The sequence below is a fragment of the Micromonospora sp. NPDC004551 genome (assembly GCF_040609975.1).
Classification (GTDB): Bacteria; Actinomycetota; Actinomycetes; order Mycobacteriales; family Micromonosporaceae; genus Micromonospora.
In genome coordinates, this window is record NZ_JBEXLM010000042.1 from 20,311 (window position 1) to 39,434 (window position 19,124).

Sequence of the window (19,124 nt, forward strand, 5' to 3'; positions counted from 1 at the left end):
CGGCGCGGTGATGATGGGCTCGCCCCGAGGACCGCCCGCGTGCTCCACCCGCCCGTCAGTCGAGGTGCCGTCGTTGGAACGCTCCTGGTTGTTCGCCGACCTCGCCGTGCCCGGCACGGGGTGCCTCGACGCCCGCGCGGCCGAGCTGGTCGGCACCGTGGTGGCGGACCTGGTCGCAGCCGTCCGCGTCACCGACCCGGACGCGCACTGGTTCTTCGACCGGCTGGACTCCCCCGGCCCGCGCCTGCGGCTGGGCCTGCACGCCGGCGCCGCCGCGCTCGACGTGGCCCGGCAGCGGCTCGGTCCGGCGGCCCGGCCGGCCCCTGCGGCGTACGCCGTCCGGGACCCGGCCCGCGGCGGGCCGCTCGCGCACGCGGGCAGCGAGCTGGCGCTGGTACTGCTCGGTGGCGTGCCGCCCTGGCTGGCCGGGGTGGAGCTGCCGCTCGCGGTGGCGCACCTGCGGCACCTGTCCGGGCTGGTCCCGGCCGCCGACCGGCCCGCCTTCCTGTTCCTGCACTGGCAGGACCGCAGCCGGTCGCTGACCGGGGCGCAGCGCCGGGAGCTGGCCGCGCAGGCGCAGGCGGGCGCCGAGAAGATCGCCCTGGCGGGCGGTGACCTGCCGCTGACCGACGCGGTGGCGGTGGCCTGGCGGCGCTACCTGGACCGGGTGACCGAGGTGGCGGGCCAGGACCACCCCGCCGCGCCACGCGGGTTCCTGCTCGCCGAGCACGCTCAGCTCAGCCACCGGCGGTGGGGCATCGACCCGGCGGTGGACTCGCTGGCCGCCCTGGCGCTGCGGCTGGCCCAGGCCCGCACCCCTTCGACCGGCAGGAGAGCCGCGGCATGACCGTCAGCCACACCGAACGGGTCGAGGTCGACCTCGGCGACCGGGCGTACCCGGTGCTGGTCGGCCCCGGGGTGCGCCACCACCTGGCTGCGGAGGTGGCGCGGATCGGCGCCCGGCGGGCCGTGGTGGTCTCCGCCCGGCCGCCGGAGTGGACGCCCGACCCGGGGGTGCCGCACCGGGTGGTGCCGGCCCGCGACGGCGAGCACGACAAGACCCTGGCCACCGTGGCGGCGCTCTGCCGGGAGTTCGCCGACTTCGGGCTGACCCGTGCCGACGCGGTGATCTCCTGCGGCGGCGGGACCACCACCGACGTGGTCGGCCTGGCCGCCGCCCTCTACCACCGGGGAGTCGCGGTCCTCCACCTGCCGACCTCGCTGCTGGCCCAGGTGGACGCCAGCGTCGGCGGGAAGACCGCGGTGAACCTGCCCGAGGGCAAGAACCTGGTCGGCGCCTACTGGCAGCCCCGCGCGGTGCTCTGCGACACCGAGCACCTGTCCACCCTGCCGGAGGTGGAGTGGCGCAACGGCTACGGCGAGATCGCCCGGGCCCACTTCATCGGCGCCGGGGACCTGCGCGGCCGCCCGGTCACCGCCCAGATCACCGCCTGCGTGGCGCTCAAGGCCCGGGTGGTGGCCGCCGACGAGCGCGACACCGGGCTGCGGCACATCCTGAACTACGGCCACACGCTCGGGCACGCGCTGGAGCGGGCCACCGACTTCCGGCTGCGGCACGGGGAGGCGGTCGGCGTCGGGACCGTCTTCGCCGGCCGGTTGGCCGGCCTGCTCGGCCGGATCCCCACCGGCCGGGTCGACGAGCACCACGAGGTGGTGGCCGGCTACGGCCTCGACACCACGCTCCCCGCCGGTGTCGACCACGACGAGCTGCTGGCCCTCATGCGGCGGGACAAGAAGAGCACGTCGGGACTGTCCTTCGTGCTCGACGGCCCGGCCGGCCCGGAGCTGGTCGCGGACGTCCCCGAGGACGCGGTCCGCGCCGCCCTGGCCGGACGCTAGCTACCGGCCGCCGCGGGACGGGGTCACGGGGTGAGCAGGGCCGGGCAGTGGGTGAGGAGTTCCTCGGGCTTGTGGGCGACCAGGTCGGGGGCGGCGGCGAGCAGGTCGGCCACGTCGCCGCCGTGCCAGGTGGTGGCGACCGTGGTCACGCCGGCGTCCCGGCCGCTGGACAGGTCCGTCACCGCGTCGCCGACCATCATGGCCTGCTGCGGCGGGATGCCGAGCAGGTCCAGCGCCCGCAGCACGATGTCCGGCGCGGGCTTCGGCCGGGGCACCTCGTCCGAGCCGATCACGTGGTCGAACAGGCTCAGCACGCCGAGCAGGTCGAGCAGGGACCGGGCGCGGGGACCGCTCTTGCCGGTGGCGATCGCCATGCGGACGCCCCGCTCGTGCAGCGCCTCCAGGGTCTCCCGGACGCCCGGGAACAGCGGCACCCGGTGGGCCAGCCGGTAGCTCTCCCGGACGAACGGCTCCTCCATCTCCAGCGGCAGTCCCATCAGCCGCATGATGTCCGGGAAGTACCGGCCCATGTGCTTGTTGTACTCGTCGAACGGCGCGGGCCCGGTGCCGACCACCTCGGCGTACGCGATGCTGAACGCCTCACGCATCACCGCCGAGCTGTCGACCACGACGCCGTCGAGGTCGAAGACGACCGCCCGGATCGGTCCCGGTCGTGGCGCGAGGACGGTGATCCCGGCGGTGGACGGCGGCTGGCTCATGGCTGCTCCCGAAGCGAGTGAGGTCGCCGGTGGTTCTCACCGGTCGCGGGCTCCCGCCAGCGCGCGGGTCGGCGCGGTGGGCCGGGCGCAGCGGTAGATCCGTTCGATGGCGTCGATGGTGCGGTGGGCGTCGGCGGCGGCCACGCCCCGGCTGGCCGGGGCGGCGAGCAGCCCGGGCAGGGCGTCGAGCTGGCGGTCGTACTCGGCGCCGACGGGCTCGGCGGGCAGCGGCAGCCGGACCGTCTCGCCGTCCCGGGTGCGGGTCAGCTCGGGCGTCGGCTCGCGGTTGGGGCTGAACCCGAAGGTGCAGCGCAGTGTCACCGACCCCCGGGTGCCGTGCACGGTGATGGTGGTGCGGTCCCGCGCCTCGTGCGAGGCCCAGCAGGCGTGCAGGGCGGCGGAGGCGCCGTCGTCGGTGAGCAGGAAGGCGCGCGCGGTGTCCTCGACGTCCCCGGGGCCACCGTGGACGGTGGTGCCGCGCCAGGCGGCCTGGGCGGCGTCGTCGTTCACGAAGTCGTCGGAGACGCTGCCGACGACGTGCCGGATCGGGGCCGGGCCGAGCAGCGGCAGCACCGTGTCGAGCAGGTGCCAGCCCAGGTCGACCAGGGCGCCGCCCCCGGAGAGGTCGCGGCGGGTGAACCAGCCGCCGGCGTCGGGCACCCCGCGGGCGCGTACCCAGGCCACGTCGACGTGCCGGACGGGCCCGAGGTCGGCGGTGGCGTCGACCAGGGCCCGGACGTCCGCGCGGTAGCGGGCCGCACTGCCGGCCAGCAGCACCGCCCCACCGGCGCGTTCGGCGTCGGCCAGGTCGTCCGCCTCGGTGGAGGTGAGGCAGACCGGCTTCTCCAGGAACACCGGCACGCCCCGGCGCAGCAGCCGGGCCGCGACGGCGGCGTGCAGGTGGTTCGGCACGGCCACCACCACCAGGTCCGCCGCGCCGGCGGGCAGGTCGGCCACATCGGCGTACGCGTCGGGCACCCTGTGGGTGGCGCGGGCCCGGTCCCGGGCGGCGGCGTCGGGGTCGACCACGGCGGTCACCGTGAACCGGGGGTGCCCGGCGAGGCGGGGCAGCCAGATCTGGCGTCCGGCCCAGCCGAGGCCGGCCACGGCGACCCGGACGGTACGGTCCGGCCCGGTGGCCGGCGGCCCGCCGGTCATCCGGCCAGGACGTCGGCGAGCGCGGCGGCGATCTGGTGCATCTGCTCCTCGGTGCCGAGCAGCGTGCGGTGGTGGAGCCAGACGCAGTCGGCGTGGATCTGCTCGGCGTTCGGGCAGCGGGCGGCGATCTGCTCGACCGTCTCGTCGGGGGCGCCGGCCTTCCAGAAGCCGTCGCACCGGTAGATCGCCCGGAACGCCACGAAGGCGGGAATGCCCCGGGCGATCAGCTCGTCGACCACGACCCGGCGGCGCTCCAGGTTGATCCCGGGGATCCGGAACATCGCCATGTAGTGCGGGTTGCGGTCACCCCGCTCGTCACGGCCCTGCGGCACCACCCCGGGGATCTCGGCGAGAAGGCCGGCCAGCAGCGGCCAGCGCTGCTCGCGCAGGGCGATCTGACCGTCCAGGCGGGACAGCTGGGCACGCAGCACGGCGGCGCTGAACTCGTTCATCCGGTAGTTCGAGCCGGTGGTGCGGTGCAGGTAGTCGCGGTCGGTACGGGGCCGGCCGCAGCTGTGCACGAGGAAGGCCCGCTCGTAGAGATCCTCGTCGGGGAAGAGCACCGCGCCGCCCTCGCCGGCGGTCATCAACTTGCCGTTCTGGAAGCTGAACGCGGCGACCGAGCCGAGTTCGCCGACCCGCCGGCCCTGCCACTGCGCGCCGTGGGCGTGCGCGGCGTCCTGGAGCAGCGCCACCCCGGCGTCCGCGGCGATCTTGCCGAGCGCGTCCATGTCGGCGAACTGCCCGGCCATGTGCACCGGCATGACGACCCGGGTCCGCGGGGTGATGGCCTCCGCCACCGCGTCCGGGTCCACGCAGTAGGTGTCGAGGTCGACGTCGACCGGTACGGCCACCGCACCGAGCCGCTGCGCGGCCAGCGACGAGGAGATGAAGGTGAACGCCGGGACGATCACCTCGGTACCGGGCCCGACGCCGAGCACCTCCAGCGCGACCTCCAGGGCGTGGGTGCCGTTGGTGACGGCGAGCGCGTGCGGGCTGCCGTGGTACGCCCCGAACTCCGCCTCGAAGGTGTCGACCTCGTTGCCCCCGACGCGCCACCACTGGCCCTGCTCCAGCGCGCGGATCAGCCCGGTCCGCTCCTCGTCGCCGAACTGCGGCCACTCGGGGAACTCCGGCGGGGTCGCCGACAGACCACTCATGATGTCCCACTTCCTGCGTCAGAAGGAACGGCGGTTCGCTGGTCGCTTTCCGGCGGCGGCGCGGCTCGGGGCGGGCGCACGGCCGGACCCGTGCCGTTCGGTCGGTTCGCGGCGGACGCCCCGTCGGTCGCGGTGACGTGCTCGGCTCGCGGTGGACGCTAACCGACCCGCCGCGCCGCCCACCTCCCCTAACGGCCCCTAACCGCCCCTTACCGCGCCCCGCTCCACGACTCGCGCGTAGGCGGCCGGACGGGAGGTCAGCGAGATTTCTCCGGGGCCGTGTCGATCCGCGGGCGACTCGCTCGACGTTAGGGTGCGAGGGCCGGGAGGCGGCCCCGCCGGACGAGGAGGACGCGATGCCGAAGTACCTGCTGATCATGCGGGGCACCGACGAGTCGAACGCGGCCATGATGGCGGACATCGGCGAGATGATGACCACGACCCGCCAGTTCATCGAGGAGATGGTCAAGGCCGGTGTTCTCCTCGCCGCGGAGGGGCTGGACGATCCGCGCCAGGGCGTCGTGGTCGACTTCAGCGGCGAGGCCCCGGTGGTCACGGACGGGCCGTACGGCGAGACCAAGGAACTGTTCGGGGGCTTCTTCCTGCTCGACGTTGCCTCGAAGCAGGAGGCGGTCGAGTGGGCCAAGCGGGTCCCGGCGGCCCGCGGGTCCAAGGTCGAGGTCCGGCGGGTGCCCGGGGAGGACGAGGTCCCGCAGGACAACGGGACGTTCGTCGAGGAGGACCGGAGCGAGAGCAGCGGCCGGATCTGATGGGCACGGCCGACGTCGAGGCCGTCTGGCGGATCGAGTCGGCGCGGATCGTCGCCGCGCTGACCCGGCTCACCGGCGATTTCGGGCTGGCCGAGGACGCGGCCCAGGAGGCGGTGGCCGAGGCGCTGGTGTCGTGGCCGGTCGCCGCTCCGGCGAATCCGGCGGGCTGGCTGATGGCCGCGGCCCGGCGGCGGGCGATCGACGCGATCCGCCGCCGGGCCGCCCTCCAGGACCGGTACGCCCTTCTGGCCGCCGACCCGGCGGTCGACGAGGAGATCGACCCCGACCGGATCGACGACGACATCCTGGCGCTGATGTTCGTCAGCTGCCACCCGGTGCTCTCCCCCGAGGCCCGGGTGGCGCTGACCCTGCGCGTGGTCGGCGGCCTGTCCAGCGAGGAGATCGCCCGCGCCTTCCTCGTACCCGTGCCGACCGTGCAGGCCCGCATCACCCGGGCCAAGAAGACGATCGCGGCGGCCCGCGTGCCGTTCGAGCTGCCGCCGGCCGCCGAGCGCCGGGAACGGCTGGCCGGCGTGCTCAGCGTCCTCTACGTGATCTTCACCGAAGGCTCGACGGCCACGTCGGGCGACCGGCTGGTGCGCCCCGACGTCGCGTACGAGGCGATCCGGCTGGCTCGCACGCTGGCCGCGCTGCAACCGGCCGAGCCGGAGGTGCACGGCCTGCTCGCGTTGTGCGAGCTGACCGCCGCGCGCTTCCCGGCCCGGACCGGCCCGGACGGCTCGCCGATCCTGCTCGAGGACCAGGACCGGCGGCGGTGGGACCTCTCGGCGATCCGCCGTGGGCTGGCCGCGCTGGCCAGGGCGTCGGCTCGCGGCCTCGGCCCCTACGGCCTGCAGGCCGCGATCGCCGCCACCCACGCGTCGGCACCCTCGGTCGAGGCGACCGACTGGGACCGCATCGTGGTGCTCTACGAGGCACTCGGCCGGGTCGCGCCCTCGCCGGTGGTCGAGCTCAACCGGGCCGTCGCCGTCGCCATGGCCTCGGGCCCGGCGCAGGCCCTGGCCATCGTGGACGAGCTGATCGCCGCGGACCGGCTCCCCGGTTCGCATCTGGTCCCGACCGTACGCGGCGAGCTGCTGGCCCGCCTCGGACGGCGACCGGAAGCGCGCGCCGAGCTGGAGCTGGCGGCCCGGCTGTGCGCCAACCAGCGCGAACGCTCGGTGCTGCTGCGCAAGGCCGCCACGCTGGGCTGACCGCTCCCCCTACCCCGGCCCCTAGTCGCCCCCTGTTTCCGGTGACCGGCTCCCGCCGCCCGGCCGATACTCCGAGGACTGTCGTCGGTCCCGCCGGTACGGGGCCGCTCCGCGCGAGGTGGACCGTGTCCGATGTACTCCTGCTGAACGGCCCGAACCTGGGCATCCTCGGCCGGCGGGAGCCGGAGATCTACGGCACCGACACGGTGCAGGACATCGAGCGGGCCGTCGGCGAGGAGGTCGCGGGCCGGGGCTGGCGGGTGATCGCCCGGCAGCACGACTGCGAGGGCGAACTCATCCGTACCATCCAGGACAGTTACGACACGGTGGGTGCGATCATCAACCCCGGGGCGCTGATGATCGCCGGCTGGAGCCTGCGCGACGCGCTGGCCAACTACCCCCGGCCCTGGATGGAGGTCCACCTGTCCAACGTGTGGGCCCGGGAGAGTTTCCGGCACGAGTCGGTGCTCGCCCCGCTGGCCAGCGGGGTGATCGTCGGCCTCGGCGCGCTCGGCTACCGGCTGGCGGCCCGCGCGCTCGTCGCCACCGTGCCCTGACCCCGTCCCCTCCACCCCCGACCATTGAGGACACCCCGTGCGCGTTCCGATCTTCTCGCTCAGCATCATCCTGGCCTCCGTCCTGCTCGGCGTGGCCGTGCCGAAGCTCGTCGGCCAGCCCGCGATGCGGGAGCGGATGGCCCATCTCGGCGTCTCGGCCGGGCGGACCCGGATGATCGGCGTCCTGGAGGCCGCCGCCGTGGCCGGGCTGCTGCTGGGTCTGCTCTGGTGGCCGCTCGGCGTCGCCGCCGCGATCGGGGTGGCGCTGCTGCTGCTCGGCGCGGTCGGCTTCCACCTCCGGGCCCGTGATCCCTTCCCGATGACCGTGGTGCCGCTGATCTTCGCCCTCGCCGCCGCCGCGCTCGTCGTCCTGCACGTCCTGGACAACTGAGCGCCGGCGTGGCGGGCGGGCCGGACGCCGGAGTGCTCGGCGTCGATGTCGGCGGCACCAAGGTCGCCCTGCGCGCCGAGGCAGCCGGCCGGCCCGCGTACGAGCGCAGCTTCACCTGGCCGGCCGGGGCCGACGCGGCCGGCGACCTGGCCGCGCTGGACGCCGAGCTGGGCGCGCTGCGCGTCGCCTGGGGACCGGTCGGCGCCGTCGGCGTGGCAATGCCGGCGACCACCGACCCGGCCGGCGCCGTGCTGGCGTGGCCGGGCCGGCCGAGCTGGACCGGCCTCGACCTGACCGGCGCGCTGCGCCGCCTCTTCCCCGGCGTCCCGACCGGGTACGCCGACGACGGCGGCCTCGCCGCGCTGGCCGAGGCCCGGCACGCCGGCCGCGACGACGTGCTCTACCTGGGCGTCGGCACCGGCGTCGGCGGCGGGATCGTGCTGGGCGGCCGGAACGTGCCGGCCCGCGCCTCGGCGGAGGTCGGGCACATGGTCGTCGACCTGGGCGGCGAGCGCTGCGACTGCGGGCGCGCCGGCTGCGTGCAGGCGATCGCGTCCGGCCCGGCCACCCTGCGCCGGGCGGGCCGGCTGCGCGGCGCCGACGTCGACTACCCGCAGTTGCGGGCCGGGCTGCGCGCCGGCCGGCCCTGGGCGCTGCGCGCGGTGCGTACCAGTTGCGCGGCGCTGGCCGCCGCGGTGGTCAGCCTCGGCGAGCTGGTCGCGGCCGAGCTGGCGATCGTGGGCGGCGGGTTCGCCACCGGGTTGCCCGGCTTCGTGCCGCTGGTCGGGCACCTCAGCCGGCAGGCGGGCCGGCCCGGACGCCCCGCGCCGCGCGTCGCCGCCGCCGCGCTCGGCGGGCTCTCCTCGCTGCACGGCGCGCTCCAGCTCGCCCGCGACCTCGCGGACCAGCGGGTCCGGACCGGACCCGACCGATCGACCAGGGAGGCCCGTCAATGATCAGGATCGGGGTCGTCGCCGGCAGCACCCGCCCGGGCCGCAAGGCCGACGTGGTGGCCCGCTGGGTGTGCGACATCGCCGCGAAACGCCCGGACGCCACGGTGGAGCTGGTCGACCTCAAGGACCACCCGCTGCCCCACTTCGACGAGATGCTGCCGCCCTCGATGGCCCCGTCCAGCCGGCCGGCGGTACGCCGGTGGGCTGCCGCCGTCGCGGCGCTGGACGCGTTCGTCTTCGTCACCCCCGAGTACAACCACTCGATCCCCGGCGCCCTCAAGGACGCCGTCGACTTCCTCTACGAGGAGTGGCACCACAAGCCCGCCGGCCTGGTCAGCTACGGCGTGCACGGCGGCACCCGGGCCGCCGAGCACCTGCGGCTGGTGCTGGGGCAGGTGTCGGTGCCGGTGGTCCGCTCCCAGGTGACGCTGTCCCTGCACACCGACTTCGCGCAGTTCCGCGACTTCCGGCCCGGCCCGCACCAGGAGGCCACCGTGGGCACAGTGCTCGACGAGGTGGTGGCGTGGGCGGGGGCGCTGCGCGGGCTGCGACGCCCGCAGGCCGTCCGGTGATCCCGATCACCGGCGCCACCCGGCTGTACGCGTTGCTGGGCGACCCGATCGCCCAGGTCCGCGCCCCCGGGCTGCTCAACCCGGTGCTGGCCCGGCGGGGCAGCGACGCCGTGCTGGTCCCGGTGCACGTGCCGGCGGCCGGCCTCCGGCCGGTGATCGCCGGGCTGCGGCAGGTGACCAACCTGCACGGCCTGCTGGTCACGGTGCCGCACAAGGCGGCGCTGCTCGCCCTGGCCGACCGGGCCACCGACCGGGCCCGGCTGGCCGGCAGCGTCAACGCGCTGCGCCGGGAGCCGGACGGCACCTGGTCGGCGGACACCTTCGACGGCGACGGATTCGTCCGCGGGCTGCTGGCGGCCGGACACGACCCGCGCGACCGGCAGGTCTGCCTGGTGGGCGCGGGCGGCGCGGGCAGCGCCATCGCGGTCGCCCTGCTCGATGCCGGCGTGGCCGGCCTGCACCTGGCCGACACCGACCCGGACCGGCTCGCCGCCCTGGGCGGGCGGCTGTCCGCGGCGTACCCGGGACGGGTCGGGACCGGGACGCGGCCGCGGCTGGCCGACGCCGACCTCGCCGTGAACGCGACCCCGCTGGGGCTGCGGCCCGACGACCCGCCCCCGTTCCCGGTGGCGGAGCTGCCGGCGCACGCGGTCGTCGCGGACATCATCATGTCCCCGGCGGAGACCGCGCTGCTGCGCGCGGCGCGCGACCGGGGGCTGCCGGCGCACCCGGGCGAGCCCATGCTCGCCCACCAGATCGAGGCCTACCTGGACTTCTTCGGGCTCTGACCGGCGGCTCGACCCGGGGCGCCGGGAACCAGGCGGCCCCTGCGGACGACTATCTGTACATGGCGTGTGAGCAGTGGCGGGAGATCCTTTCGGCGCAGCTGGACGGGGAGGCGACCCGGCCGGAGAGCGCGGCGGCCGAGGCGCACCTGGCGGGCTGCGCCGGCTGCCGGGGCTGGTTCGAGGCGGCCGCCGCGGTGACCCGGCGGGCCCGTACGCAGCTCGCGCCGCCGGTGCCCGACCTGGTCGACGCGATCCTCGCCGCGGCCCCGCCGGTCCGGCCCGGGTGGCGGGAGCGCGCGGCGCTCGGGCTGCGCGGGGTGCTCGGGCTGCTCGGCGCGGTGCAGCTCGTGCTCGGCCTGGCCCAGGTCGGCCGGGAGGCCGTGATCGACCACGCGCACACCGGCGGCCAGCACCTCTGGCACGAGTCGGCCGCGTGGAACGTGGCCGTGGGCGCCGGCTTCCTCTACGTGGCGCTGCGGCGCTCCGCCCCGGCTGGCCTGCTGCCGATGCTCAGCGCGTTCGTCGCCACCCTGCTGCTGCTGTCGGTGAATGACCTGATCACCGGGCAGGTCGCGGTGCAGCGGCTGGTGAGCCACGGCTTCCTGCTGGTCGGCTGGGTGGTGATGGTGCTGCTCGCCCGGCCCCGGTGGCGCCCGGGCGGCACGCCGCCCCGGCAGGGCCGGCAGGGCGGGTCACGCTGGTCCCTGCGTACCGAGGAGCCGTCCGAGCCGGCGCCACTGCGGCTGCTGCCCCCCACGCCGTACGCCGCGCAGGCCCGCGACCGCCGGGCCGCGTGACCGGCGGGCGCGCTCAGACCACCCGGCTGCCCCGGCGAGCCGGCCGGGCGTCACCCTGCCAGGCGGCGACAAGGTCCTCGCGGGCCCGGGCGACCCGGGACCGGATGGTGCCGACCGGGCAGCCGCACACCTGGGCCGCCTCGGCGTAGGACAGGCCGACCACCTGGGTGGCGACGAATGCCTCCCGCCGTTCCGGGGCGAGCCCGGCGATGAGGCCACGCAGGGTCACCGCGTCGTCCCCGCCCGGGGTGACCGCCCCGGCCGCCTCGGCGGCGGCCTGCCAGTCGGGCAGCGCGGCCACCCGGGGGCGTGCCGTCGCCGCGCGGACGTGGTCCACGGCGACCCGGCGGGCGATGGTGAAGACCCAGGTGCGGGCCGCGGACCGGCCGGCGAAGCCGGGCAGGCTGCGCAGCGCGCGCAGGAACGTCTCCTGGGTGAGGTCGTCGGCCTCGGCGGGACCGGCCAGGTGCGCGAGGAACCGCCACACCGGGCCCTGGAGGGCCCGGACGAACGCGGCGGCAGCCTGCTGGTCGCCCCGACCGGCCCGGTGCGCCCACCGGGTCACCTGCTCGTCGTCGGTTTCGGTGCTCATCCGCGACCGGCCCGCCGGTCCACCACCGTCATGATCCACGGTACGGGCGCGGGCCCCGCTCGGTTCATCCCGCCGTCCTCCCTGTCACCCCGCCGCCGGCCGGACGGTCATGTGTTGGTCGGCCGGCCGGGCCGGAAAGTTCCCGGGGCGCGCTCAAAAATCGACGGTCACCTCTACCGGCCCGACCCGCAGGACGCCGTCGGTGAGCGGGGCGCAGCGCACGCCGCCCCGGCCGCGCAGCGCCTTCCAGGTGCCGGGCGCGACGGTGACGTCCAGCCAGGCGCAGGGCGGGGCGGCCCGGTGGACGCGCAGGCTGACCGGCCCGTCGCCGGAGTCCAGGGTGAGCACCCGGCCCACCAGCTCGTCCACGGCGATGCCACGGGTCAGCACGTTGCGCCGGACCTGGGTGAGGTCGGCGCCGGGAGGCAACGACTCCTGCGCGATCAGGGTCACGCTCGCCTCCCGGTGCGCCGGCTTGCCGAAGTAGCGGTCACCGACGATGCCCAGGCCGGACCGGATCCGCACCTCCTCGACCAGCTCGCCGGGCGGCGCCGGCGCCGGGCCGTCGGCCGGCCGGCCCACGTAGCGGTGCACCGGCGAGGCCAGCAACTGGACGATCTGCGCCATCTGCGGATTGTCGCACGGACGTACCGGAACCAAAGCGGACGATAGCCGCCCTCACGTGTCCACCCTCCGTGGAGGACGTTGTACCGGGCGTGACGACGAGACGGTCCACCCCGGCCGGGCGTCACCCCGAGCTGGGACGGCAGATCGCATGGACGCGGCGCGAGAACGAGCGCCGCAGGTGTGCGTACGAGGCGGCGGCCCGGACGTGGCGCCGCCGCACCGAGCACCTGGAGCGGCTCCGGATCGAGGCGGCAGGCTTCCACGGCTGCGCCCTGCCCGACACCGAGCTGCCGGTCGGCCTCGACGACGGCGAGGTGGTCTACCGGATCGTGCCGGTCGTCGAGCTGGTCGAGGCGGAGGCCCGGCACCTGCCCGGGCTCCCGGCGCCGGGCCCGGCGCTGACCGGGGACCTGCTCGACCCGGCCGACGGCGCGCTGCCGGCCGGGCTGCGGGTGGTCGACACCGGCGCCGCCGTGGTGACCGACCGGCGGGTCGTCTTCGTCGGGCGGGCCGGCGGGCGCGAGTGGGCGCACGGCGACCTGCTCGGCCTCGGGCACCACCCCGACCTGCCGGTCACCCTCCTGCACCCCGGGGACGGCCGGCGCCCGTCCGGCCTGCGCGTGCCGGTCACCGGCGCGGCGAACGTCCGGTTCTACCTCACCCTGGCGTACGCCACCGCCACCGGGACCCGCGACGCGGTCGCCACGCAGCTCGACGCCCTGCTGGCCGCGCACCGGGCGGCCCGGCCGCGGCCACCGCGACCGCTCGGTGTCGCGGACGCCCCGGTGCCACGGCGGCGCCCGAAGCGCCTGGCCGCGGCCGGCGCCGTGGCGGTCGCGGTGCTCCTCGGAGTGACGGCGGCGGGCACCTGGCCCGCGACGGCCGGGCCGGCGCACCGTCCCGGGACGGCCACGCACGGTCCCGCCCCGGTCCCCGGCGAGGACACCGGGCCGGACCCGGTCCTCGGCGCACCCGGCACGTCCGGCGACGATCCGGCCCGGCCGCCGGCCGGTGGCCCCACCCGGCTCCCACAGCCGGCCGACGGAGGCCGGCGGCCGGCCGTCGCGGGAACCCCGGTCGGCACGGAGCCGGTCGCGCCGCCGGTGCCGTCCCCCGCCACCACGCCCGCGCCGACCCCGCCGCCGGCGACTCCGACGACGGCGAACCCGACCGCGAGCCCGTCCTCGACGGCGACACCGACCGGAAGCCCCACCGCGACGCCGACCGGCTCGCCGTCCCCGAGAGCCTCCGTGCCGGGCGCCTGCCCGGATCCGCATCCGCCGCGGTGCCGCCTGAGCTGAGCGGGGGCGCGCCCGTCCTCAGGCGCTGTGCGGGGTGAGCAGGTAGTCGTCGGCCTCCGGGCTCCACCGCAGCTCCACGGCGCCGCTCGTGGCGGCGGCCTTGCCGAACTGGAGGAAGCTGCGGTAGCCGAGCTTCTTCTCGCTGAAATCAGGCCGCGCCCGGCGGAGCTGGTCCTTCAGCCCGGACAGCGCCACCGCGCCGCCCTCGCCGGCCAGGTCCACCACCACGGACCGCAGCAGCGCGAAGGCCACCTCCCGGTCACCCCGCTCGGGCAGCGACACCTCCGGGTCACCCTTGGCGGGTCCCTCGGCGAGCTCGACGACGTTGTGCCCGGCCAGGTGACGCAGCAGCTCCCCGAAGGTGCGGAAGCCGTAGTCGGACTCGCTGAACGTCGGGTCCTTGCGCAGCAGCGTGCGCTTCAGGCCGGAGGCGGTCACCTCGCCGCTGGAGCTGCCCTGCATGCCGGCCACCGTCTGGGCCACCAGGACCGCGAGCGTGTCGACGTCCCGCGCGCGCTCCTCCACGGCCGGGGCGACCTCGGCCGGCGGCTCGGCCGGCGGCGGTGTCTCGATTTCGGCCGGACGGCCCGCCCGGCCCCGGCGGCCGGCCGCGGGCGGCACGTCGACCCCTTCGAGGCGGTCGTAGTAGAGGAACTCGTCGCAGGCGGGCGGCAGCAGCGCCGACGTGGACTTCTCCACACCGACCCCGATCACCCGCTTGTTGAGTTCGCGGAGCTTGTGCACCAGCGGCGTGAAGTCGCTGTCCCCCGTGCAGATCACGAACGTCGAGATGTAGCCGCGCTCGAAGGCCAGCTCGACGGCGTCGACGGCCATCTTGATGTCCGCCGCGTTCTTCCGCGAGGCACCCATCCGCTGCGGAATCTCGATCAGCTCGACGTGCGACCGGGTGAGCATCCGCCGGTCCTCGTCGAAGTACGACCAGTCCGCGTACGCCCGGCGCACCACCACCCGGCCGCGCTCGGCGAGGGCGTCGGCTATCGGGCGGAAGTCGAACGCCCGGCCGCCGTGATGGTCCCGCACGCCGAGCGCCAGGTTCTCGTAGTCGAGGAACAGCGCGATCCGGTCTTCCTGATCCACGCCGGTCAGCCTAACGGGATTCCCGGTCCGACCCGATCACCGCGGCCGCTCGTCCCGGTAGAGAGTGTCGCGGCGGGCCGCGTACTGGATCGCGTAGCTGCCGATCAGGAGCAGGAGGGCCAGCACGACCTCGACGCCGGCGACCGCGCCGTTGGCGACGGTGAGGCCCAGCAGCAGCAGGATGAGCCCGACCACCGCCAGCAGGCCGGCCAGGAGCAGGCGGTTGCGCCTCGCCGTCGACCGGCCCCGACCGCGAGCACTCACCGCTGCCACCTCCTGCCGCCAGCCTAGGGGCTGCACCGGCCTGTCCTCCCCCGCTTCGCCAAAGACCCCACCGCGGGCACCACGGCGCGGGGCGAGGATTCCGCCGGGCCCGTTCACATGTCACCGGCCGGCCCGGCCGCGAGTCGAACCAGGCGACGACATCGATCGGGAGGTTCAGTTGCGGCAGTTACGACGACTTTCGGTCGCCGGTCTCACGGCGGTGGTGCTGTACGGCACCACGGCGGCGAGCTGGGCGGCCCCCGCCGGCGGGGCGGGCGGCACCGCGCCCCTGCGATCGGAGATGACGACACGGGCCGGTGGCGGCCGACCGGCCACCGTCACATTGCTGACCGGGGACCGGGTCACCATCACCGGCGAGGCGCTGAGCGTACGCCCGGGCGCCGGGCGTACCGGCATGCGATTCCTGGTCCGCCGGGAGGGCGGGCGCGTGCAGGTCGTTCCGCACGACGTCGATCCGCTGATCCGCGACGGGAAGGTGGACCGGCGCCTGTTCGACGTGACCGAGCTGATCCGGTCCGGCTACGACGACGCGAGCGCGAAGGAGCTGCCGCTGCTCGTGTCGTACCGGGCGGGGGCACGACGGACGGCCGTGACGGGCGCCCGTACGACCCGCGACCTGCCGGCGATCGCCGGTGCCGCCGTCGTTGCGCCGAAGGCTCGTGCCACCTCCGTCTGGGCAATGCTGAGCACGAAGGGCTCCGGCCAGGGAACCGACCTGGCGCCGGAGGTGAGCCGGATCTGGCTCGACGGCAGGCGGCAGGTCCTGCTGGACCGCAGCGTGCCACAGATCGGCGCCCCCGCCGCGTACCAGGCCGGGTACACCGGCCGCGGCGTCAGCGTCGCCGTGCTGGACAGCGGGGTGGACACCGGGCACCCGGACCTGGCCGGCCGGGTCGTGGAGGCGCGCGACTTCACCGGGGGCTCCGAAGCGGTGGACAGGGTGGGGCACGGCACCCACGTCGCGTCCATCATCGCCGGCAGCGGCGCCGCGTCGGGCGGCCGGTACCGGGGGGTGGCACCGGACGCCACCCTGCTGTCCGGCCGGGTCTGCACGGACTTCTGCTCCGAGTCGGCGATCCTCGCCGGCATGCACTGGGCCGCGGTCGAGAAGCACGCCCGGGTGGTGAACCTCAGCGTCGGAGGGCCCGACACCCCGGACCTCGATCCGCTGGAGCAGGCGGTGGACAGCCTCACCGCGCAGACCGGGACCCTCTTCGTCGTCGCCGCGGGCAACGACGGTGAGCTCGCCCCGGTGGGCTCACCCGCCAGCGCCGACGCGGCGCTGGCCGTCGGCGCGGTGGATCGCGACGACCATTTCGCGGCGTTCTCGAGCCGGGGCCCGCGGACCGGCGACGGCGGGATCAAGCCCGACCTCACCGCGCCCGGCGTGGAGATCGTGGCGGCCCGCGCCGCCGGTACGACGCTCGGGAACCCGGTCGGCGACAAGTACGTGGCGGTGTCCGGCACGTCGATGGCGACCCCGCACGTCACCGGAGCCGTGGCACTGCTCGCCCAGCAGCACCCGGACTGGTCGGCCCCACAGTTCAAGGCGGCCCTGATGGCCTCCGCCGCGGCACAGGCCGGGCAGACGGTCTACCAGCAGGGCGCCGGCCGCGTGGACGTCGCCCGGGCCATCGGACAGACCCTCACCGCGGAACCGGCCGGCATCTCCTTCGGTCGCGCCCTCTGGCCGCACGCCGACGACACCCCGATCACCCGCACGCTGACGTACCTCAACTCCGGACCGACCGACCTCGGCCTGGACCTGTCCGCGGAGGTCACCGGCCCGGACGGTGTCCGGGCCCCGGACGGGATGTTCCGCTTCACGCCCGAGCGGGTCACGGTGCCGGCCGGCGGGCGGGCGGCGGTGACCGTCACGGTGGACACCCGGGTCGGTGGGCCGGACGGGCTGTTCAGCGGCCGGCTGGTCGCTCGCGCCGGCGCGACGGTCGCCGGCACCCCGATCGCCGTGGAGAAGGAGGTGGAGAGCTACCAGCTCACGCTGACCCACCTCGACCGCAGCGGCACCGCGACGGCGGACTACCACACCTCGCTGGTGGGGCTGGACGGGTATCTGACCCGGGATCCGTACGACGCGGACGGAACCGTGGAGCTGCGCCTGCCGAAGGGACGCTACGGCCTGGCCAGTTCCGTCTGGACCGGCGCGGGCGACACGTCGGACGTCTCGCTGCTCGCGCAGCCGGAACTCGTCCTGACCGGCGACACGCACCTGACCGTCGACGCCCGTCGGGCGAAACCGATCCGCATGACCGTGCCGGAGCCGTCCGCCGCACCCGTTCTGGCCGACCTCAGCGCGGTCTTCCTCCCGCAGAACCTGCTGTACGGCTTCGCTGTCACCACCGAGACGTTCAGCGGCGTCTTCAGCGGGCAGCTCGGTGCGGCGGTGCCGGCCGACGAGTTCCTCGGCTGGGTCAGCGGTCAGTGGGCGCATTCACAGGCCCCGAACAGTCCGTACCTGTACGCGGTCAGCGAGACCGTGTCCGGCCGGATGCCGACGGGTTTCAGCCGCGACTACCGGACGGGCGACCTGGCCACGGTCACCCAGCGGTTCCACGGCGCCCCCGGGCAGGCCGGAGAACGGGCCGTCTTCCCCGAGCTGAGCTTCGAAACGCCCGCCCCGGCGGCGTCCCTGCCCACCGCCCTGCCCGGCCGGCGTATCGAATACCACAACAGCGGGGTGCGGTGGTCGTCCCGGCTGGACATCGGCGTGCCGACCGCGGACGGGTGGCTGGACTGGCAGGAGATCCTGCAGTCGGCACCCACCGGCTACCGGGCCGGCAGGACGTACCGGGACACCTGGCATCGCGCCCCCTTCGGTCCGTCCTTCGCAGCGCTCGGCTGGCCCGCCAGCGGGACCACCCGGCTGGGGGACACGCTCCAGGTCGACCTCTCTCTGCACGGCGATGCCGCCGGGCACCCCAGCATCTCCCGCACCACCAGCGCCCGCACCGCCCTCTACCGCAACGGGAAGCTCGTCGGCGAGACCACCGAAGCGGGCTACGGATCGTTCCCCGTCGCACCGGACCCCGGCAGCTACCTGCTGGAGACGAGGGCCACCCGCACGTTCACCGACCTCAGCACCGAGGTGAGCGCCAGCTGGACCTTCGAGTCCGGGCACGCCGACGGCGGCACGCCCGTCCGGCTGCCGCTGATGGTGGTGCGGTTCGAACCCCGGCTGGACGGCGGCGAGGCGGTGGCGGCCGGCCAGACCCTCGACCTGCCGGTGCGGGTGGAGCGACAGCCCGGGTCACCGCGGGCCGACGTCGCGGCCCTGACCGTGCAGGTCTCCTACGACGGCGGCGCGAACTGGCAGGACGCGCCGCTGAGCGCGACACCGGACGGCTGGACGGCGCGGGTACGCCACGACGTCCCGGGACACGTGTCGCTGCGGGCCAGCGCCACCGACACCGCCGGCGGCACCGTCACGGAGCAGATCATCAACGCCTACCGGGTGCGGTGACCGACCGCCGCCCGGCCCTCCGGCAGGAGGGCCGGGCGGCGTCCGGCGCTAGCGACCACCCGGCGAGTGGCCCGTGCCCTGCGCCCGGGGCCGCCGGTGGTCGGTCAGCCGGAGTCCGACGCCGCGCACGGCGACGACGGTGACACCGGTGCCCAGCTGGTCGAGCTTGCGGCGCAGCCGCTTGACCAGGGACTGCACGTCCGCCTTGTCTTGCAACCCCTCGTCGTGCCAGACGGAGCGGTGCAGCTCGGCGTAGGTCCACACCCGCACCGGCTCGGTGGTCAGGCAGGCCAGCAGGTCGCGCTCCAGCCGGGTGAGGACGATCTCCCGGTCCCCCCAGCGGGCGACGGAGCGGGCCGCGTCGATGACGAGCGTGTCGTCCGGTGGTGGGGGCGCCGGGGTCGCAGGGGGCGGGGTGGCGAGGTCCGCCGGCGGTGTCCCCGGCGTCGCGAGCAGCCGGCGCAGTTCGTCGAGGTCGGCGACCAGGAGCAGGGGTGCGACGCCGTCGAGCAGCTCGGTGAGGCGGATGCGCTCGGCCGGCGCCGAGGTCACCCCGATCACCAGCGGGAACGGGTGCTCCGCTGTGCTCGTCTCCTGCTCGGTCACGTTACCCCCCGCCCGGAGGTACCAGCGGCAGAAATTGCCGCTTATGGGAATCGCCGTGACAGTAAATGTCAACCAGGCCCACCGGGAGGGAACCTGTTGGTGACAAGTTGCTCACGTACGGTGCTTGATCGCGCTTTCCTGTCGATCATAGTGTCCACTCAGGCAGCCGGCGTAGACCCGCACGGCGCCTAGGGG

The 19,124-nt window shown here is 75.6% G+C and carries 20 protein-coding genes; 12 read left to right on the forward strand and 8 right to left on the reverse strand.

Annotated features, from left to right (window positions below):
• Positions 1 to 73 precede the first annotated feature (73 nt).
• Both ABZW14_RS31205 and ABZW14_RS31210 read left to right on the forward strand, forming a co-directional pair.
• A complete protein-coding gene (locus ABZW14_RS31205) occupies positions 74 to 847 on the forward strand; it encodes a hypothetical protein (protein WP_355353747.1) in 774 nt (257 codons plus the stop codon).
• A complete protein-coding gene (locus ABZW14_RS31210) occupies positions 844 to 1,860 on the forward strand; it encodes a 3-dehydroquinate synthase family protein (protein ID WP_355353751.1) in 1,017 nt (338 codons plus the stop codon). Before ABZW14_RS31205 ends, ABZW14_RS31210 begins: the two co-directional genes overlap by 4 nt.
• A gap of 23 nt (positions 1,861 to 1,883) precedes the next feature.
• Here ABZW14_RS31210 and ABZW14_RS31215 read toward each other — a convergent pair whose 3' ends face one another.
• Genes ABZW14_RS31215 through ABZW14_RS31225 form a run of 3 tightly spaced genes read right to left on the reverse strand, consistent with a single transcriptional unit; the run spans position 1,884 to position 4,897 of the window.
• Positions 1,884 to 2,579 (reverse strand): HAD-IA family hydrolase, encoded by a 696-nt coding sequence (locus ABZW14_RS31215; RefSeq protein ID WP_355353754.1) that lies wholly within the window; start codon positions 2,577 to 2,579, stop codon positions 1,884 to 1,886.
• 36 nt (positions 2,580 to 2,615) lie between these two features.
• Positions 2,616 to 3,737 (reverse strand): Gfo/Idh/MocA family oxidoreductase, encoded by a 1,122-nt coding sequence (locus ABZW14_RS31220; RefSeq protein WP_355353757.1) that lies wholly within the window; start codon positions 3,735 to 3,737, stop codon positions 2,616 to 2,618.
• The gene (locus tag ABZW14_RS31225) at positions 3,734 to 4,897 is read right to left on the reverse strand and encodes a DegT/DnrJ/EryC1/StrS family aminotransferase (RefSeq protein WP_355353760.1); all 1,164 of its coding nucleotides are present in this window, start codon (positions 4,895 to 4,897) and stop codon (positions 3,734 to 3,736) included. Before ABZW14_RS31225 ends, ABZW14_RS31220 begins: the two co-directional genes overlap by 4 nt.
• Before the next feature lie 356 nt (positions 4,898 to 5,253).
• Between ABZW14_RS31225 and ABZW14_RS31230 the strand changes: the two genes are divergently transcribed.
• The 8 genes from ABZW14_RS31230 to ABZW14_RS31265 all read left to right on the forward strand — a co-directional run bounded on the left by ABZW14_RS31230 (position 5,254) and on the right by ABZW14_RS31265 (position 10,939).
• Complete coding sequence (locus ABZW14_RS31230) at positions 5,254 to 5,667, forward strand: YciI family protein (RefSeq protein WP_355353763.1); 414 nt, start codon at positions 5,254 to 5,256, stop codon at positions 5,665 to 5,667.
• Positions 5,667 to 6,881, forward strand: coding sequence for a sigma-70 family RNA polymerase sigma factor (locus tag ABZW14_RS31235; protein WP_355353766.1), 1,215 nt, complete (start codon positions 5,667 to 5,669; stop codon positions 6,879 to 6,881). Before ABZW14_RS31230 ends, ABZW14_RS31235 begins: the two co-directional genes overlap by 1 nt.
• A gap of 125 nt (positions 6,882 to 7,006) precedes the next feature.
• Complete coding sequence (locus ABZW14_RS31240) at positions 7,007 to 7,438, forward strand: type II 3-dehydroquinate dehydratase (protein WP_355353769.1); 432 nt, start codon at positions 7,007 to 7,009, stop codon at positions 7,436 to 7,438.
• Between the two features lie 37 nt (positions 7,439 to 7,475).
• Positions 7,476 to 7,829 (forward strand): DoxX family protein, encoded by a 354-nt coding sequence (locus ABZW14_RS31245; RefSeq protein WP_355353772.1) that lies wholly within the window; start codon positions 7,476 to 7,478, stop codon positions 7,827 to 7,829.
• Between the two features lie 8 nt (positions 7,830 to 7,837).
• Positions 7,838 to 8,785: an ROK family protein gene (locus tag ABZW14_RS31250; protein ID WP_355353775.1), complete on the forward strand. Its 948-nt coding sequence runs from the start codon at positions 7,838 to 7,840 to the stop codon at positions 8,783 to 8,785.
• On the forward strand, positions 8,782 to 9,354 hold the full coding sequence (locus tag ABZW14_RS31255; RefSeq protein ID WP_355353778.1) for an NAD(P)H-dependent oxidoreductase: 573 nt from the start codon (positions 8,782 to 8,784) through the stop codon (positions 9,352 to 9,354). Before ABZW14_RS31250 ends, ABZW14_RS31255 begins: the two co-directional genes overlap by 4 nt.
• Positions 9,351 to 10,142, forward strand: a complete 792-nt coding sequence (locus ABZW14_RS31260; RefSeq protein WP_355353781.1) for a shikimate dehydrogenase — start codon at positions 9,351 to 9,353, stop codon at positions 10,140 to 10,142. The genes ABZW14_RS31255 and ABZW14_RS31260 overlap by 4 nt, the downstream gene beginning before the upstream one ends.
• A 59-nt stretch (positions 10,143 to 10,201) precedes the next feature.
• Positions 10,202 to 10,939, forward strand: coding sequence for a zf-HC2 domain-containing protein (locus ABZW14_RS31265; protein WP_355353784.1), 738 nt, complete (start codon positions 10,202 to 10,204; stop codon positions 10,937 to 10,939).
• 13 nt (positions 10,940 to 10,952) lie between these two features.
• Here the strand turns inward: ABZW14_RS31265 and ABZW14_RS31270 are convergent, their stop codons facing one another.
• Complete coding sequence (locus ABZW14_RS31270) at positions 10,953 to 11,531, reverse strand: sigma-70 family RNA polymerase sigma factor (RefSeq protein WP_355353787.1); 579 nt, start codon at positions 11,529 to 11,531, stop codon at positions 10,953 to 10,955.
• A 153-nt stretch (positions 11,532 to 11,684) separates the two neighbouring features.
• Entirely contained in the window at positions 11,685 to 12,158 is a 474-nt protein-coding gene (locus tag ABZW14_RS31275) for a molybdenum cofactor biosysynthesis protein (RefSeq protein WP_355353790.1), read from the reverse strand.
• A gap of 89 nt (positions 12,159 to 12,247) precedes the next feature.
• Here ABZW14_RS31275 and ABZW14_RS31280 point away from each other — a divergent pair, with 89 nt between their 5' ends.
• Positions 12,248 to 13,459 carry a hypothetical protein gene (locus ABZW14_RS31280; protein ID WP_355353793.1) on the forward strand — a complete coding sequence of 404 codons (1,212 nt, stop codon included), beginning with the start codon at positions 12,248 to 12,250 and terminating at the stop codon, positions 13,457 to 13,459.
• An 18-nt stretch (positions 13,460 to 13,477) separates the two neighbouring features.
• Here the strand turns inward: ABZW14_RS31280 and ABZW14_RS31285 are convergent, their stop codons facing one another.
• Complete coding sequence (locus tag ABZW14_RS31285; RefSeq protein ID WP_355353796.1) at positions 13,478 to 14,557, reverse strand: PIN domain-containing protein; 1,080 nt, start codon at positions 14,555 to 14,557, stop codon at positions 13,478 to 13,480.
• 36 nt (positions 14,558 to 14,593) lie between these two features.
• Complete coding sequence (locus ABZW14_RS31290; RefSeq protein ID WP_355353799.1) at positions 14,594 to 14,821, reverse strand: hypothetical protein; 228 nt, start codon at positions 14,819 to 14,821, stop codon at positions 14,594 to 14,596.
• Between the two features lie 178 nt (positions 14,822 to 14,999).
• Here ABZW14_RS31290 and ABZW14_RS31295 point away from each other — a divergent pair, with 178 nt between their 5' ends.
• Positions 15,000 to 18,323, forward strand: coding sequence for a S8 family serine peptidase (locus tag ABZW14_RS31295; RefSeq protein ID WP_355353802.1), 3,324 nt, complete (start codon positions 15,000 to 15,002; stop codon positions 18,321 to 18,323).
• 48 nt (positions 18,324 to 18,371) lie between these two features.
• On the opposite strand, the gene ABZW14_RS31300 is transcribed toward ABZW14_RS31295, so the two are convergent.
• The gene (locus tag ABZW14_RS31300; RefSeq protein WP_355353804.1) at positions 18,372 to 18,929 is read right to left on the reverse strand and encodes a winged helix-turn-helix domain-containing protein; all 558 of its coding nucleotides are present in this window, start codon (positions 18,927 to 18,929) and stop codon (positions 18,372 to 18,374) included.
• Positions 18,930 to 19,124: the final 195 nt, after the last annotated feature.

Bases quoted from the DNA above. Each gene is read 5' to 3' on its own strand.
- ABZW14_RS31210 (WP_355353751.1), top strand. From the start codon at position 844: ATGACCGTCAGCCACACCGAACGGGTCGAGGTCGACCTCGGCGACCGG.
- ABZW14_RS31215 (WP_355353754.1), bottom strand. From the start codon at position 2,579: ATGAGCCAGCCGCCGTCCACCGCCGGGATCACCGTCCTCGCGCCACGA.
- ABZW14_RS31220 (WP_355353757.1), bottom strand. From the start codon at position 3,737: ATGACCGGCGGGCCGCCGGCCACCGGGCCGGACCGTACCGTCCGGGTC.
- ABZW14_RS31225 (WP_355353760.1), bottom strand. From the start codon at position 4,897: ATGAGTGGTCTGTCGGCGACCCCGCCGGAGTTCCCCGAGTGGCCGCAG.
- ABZW14_RS31230 (WP_355353763.1), top strand. From the start codon at position 5,254: ATGCCGAAGTACCTGCTGATCATGCGGGGCACCGACGAGTCGAACGCG.
- ABZW14_RS31235 (WP_355353766.1), top strand. From the start codon at position 5,667: ATGGGCACGGCCGACGTCGAGGCCGTCTGGCGGATCGAGTCGGCGCGG.
- ABZW14_RS31255 (WP_355353778.1), top strand. From the start codon at position 8,782: ATGATCAGGATCGGGGTCGTCGCCGGCAGCACCCGCCCGGGCCGCAAG.
- ABZW14_RS31265 (WP_355353784.1), top strand. From the start codon at position 10,202: ATGGCGTGTGAGCAGTGGCGGGAGATCCTTTCGGCGCAGCTGGACGGG.
- ABZW14_RS31270 (WP_355353787.1), bottom strand. From the start codon at position 11,531: ATGAGCACCGAAACCGACGACGAGCAGGTGACCCGGTGGGCGCACCGG.
- ABZW14_RS31275 (WP_355353790.1), bottom strand. From the start codon at position 12,158: ATGGCGCAGATCGTCCAGTTGCTGGCCTCGCCGGTGCACCGCTACGTG.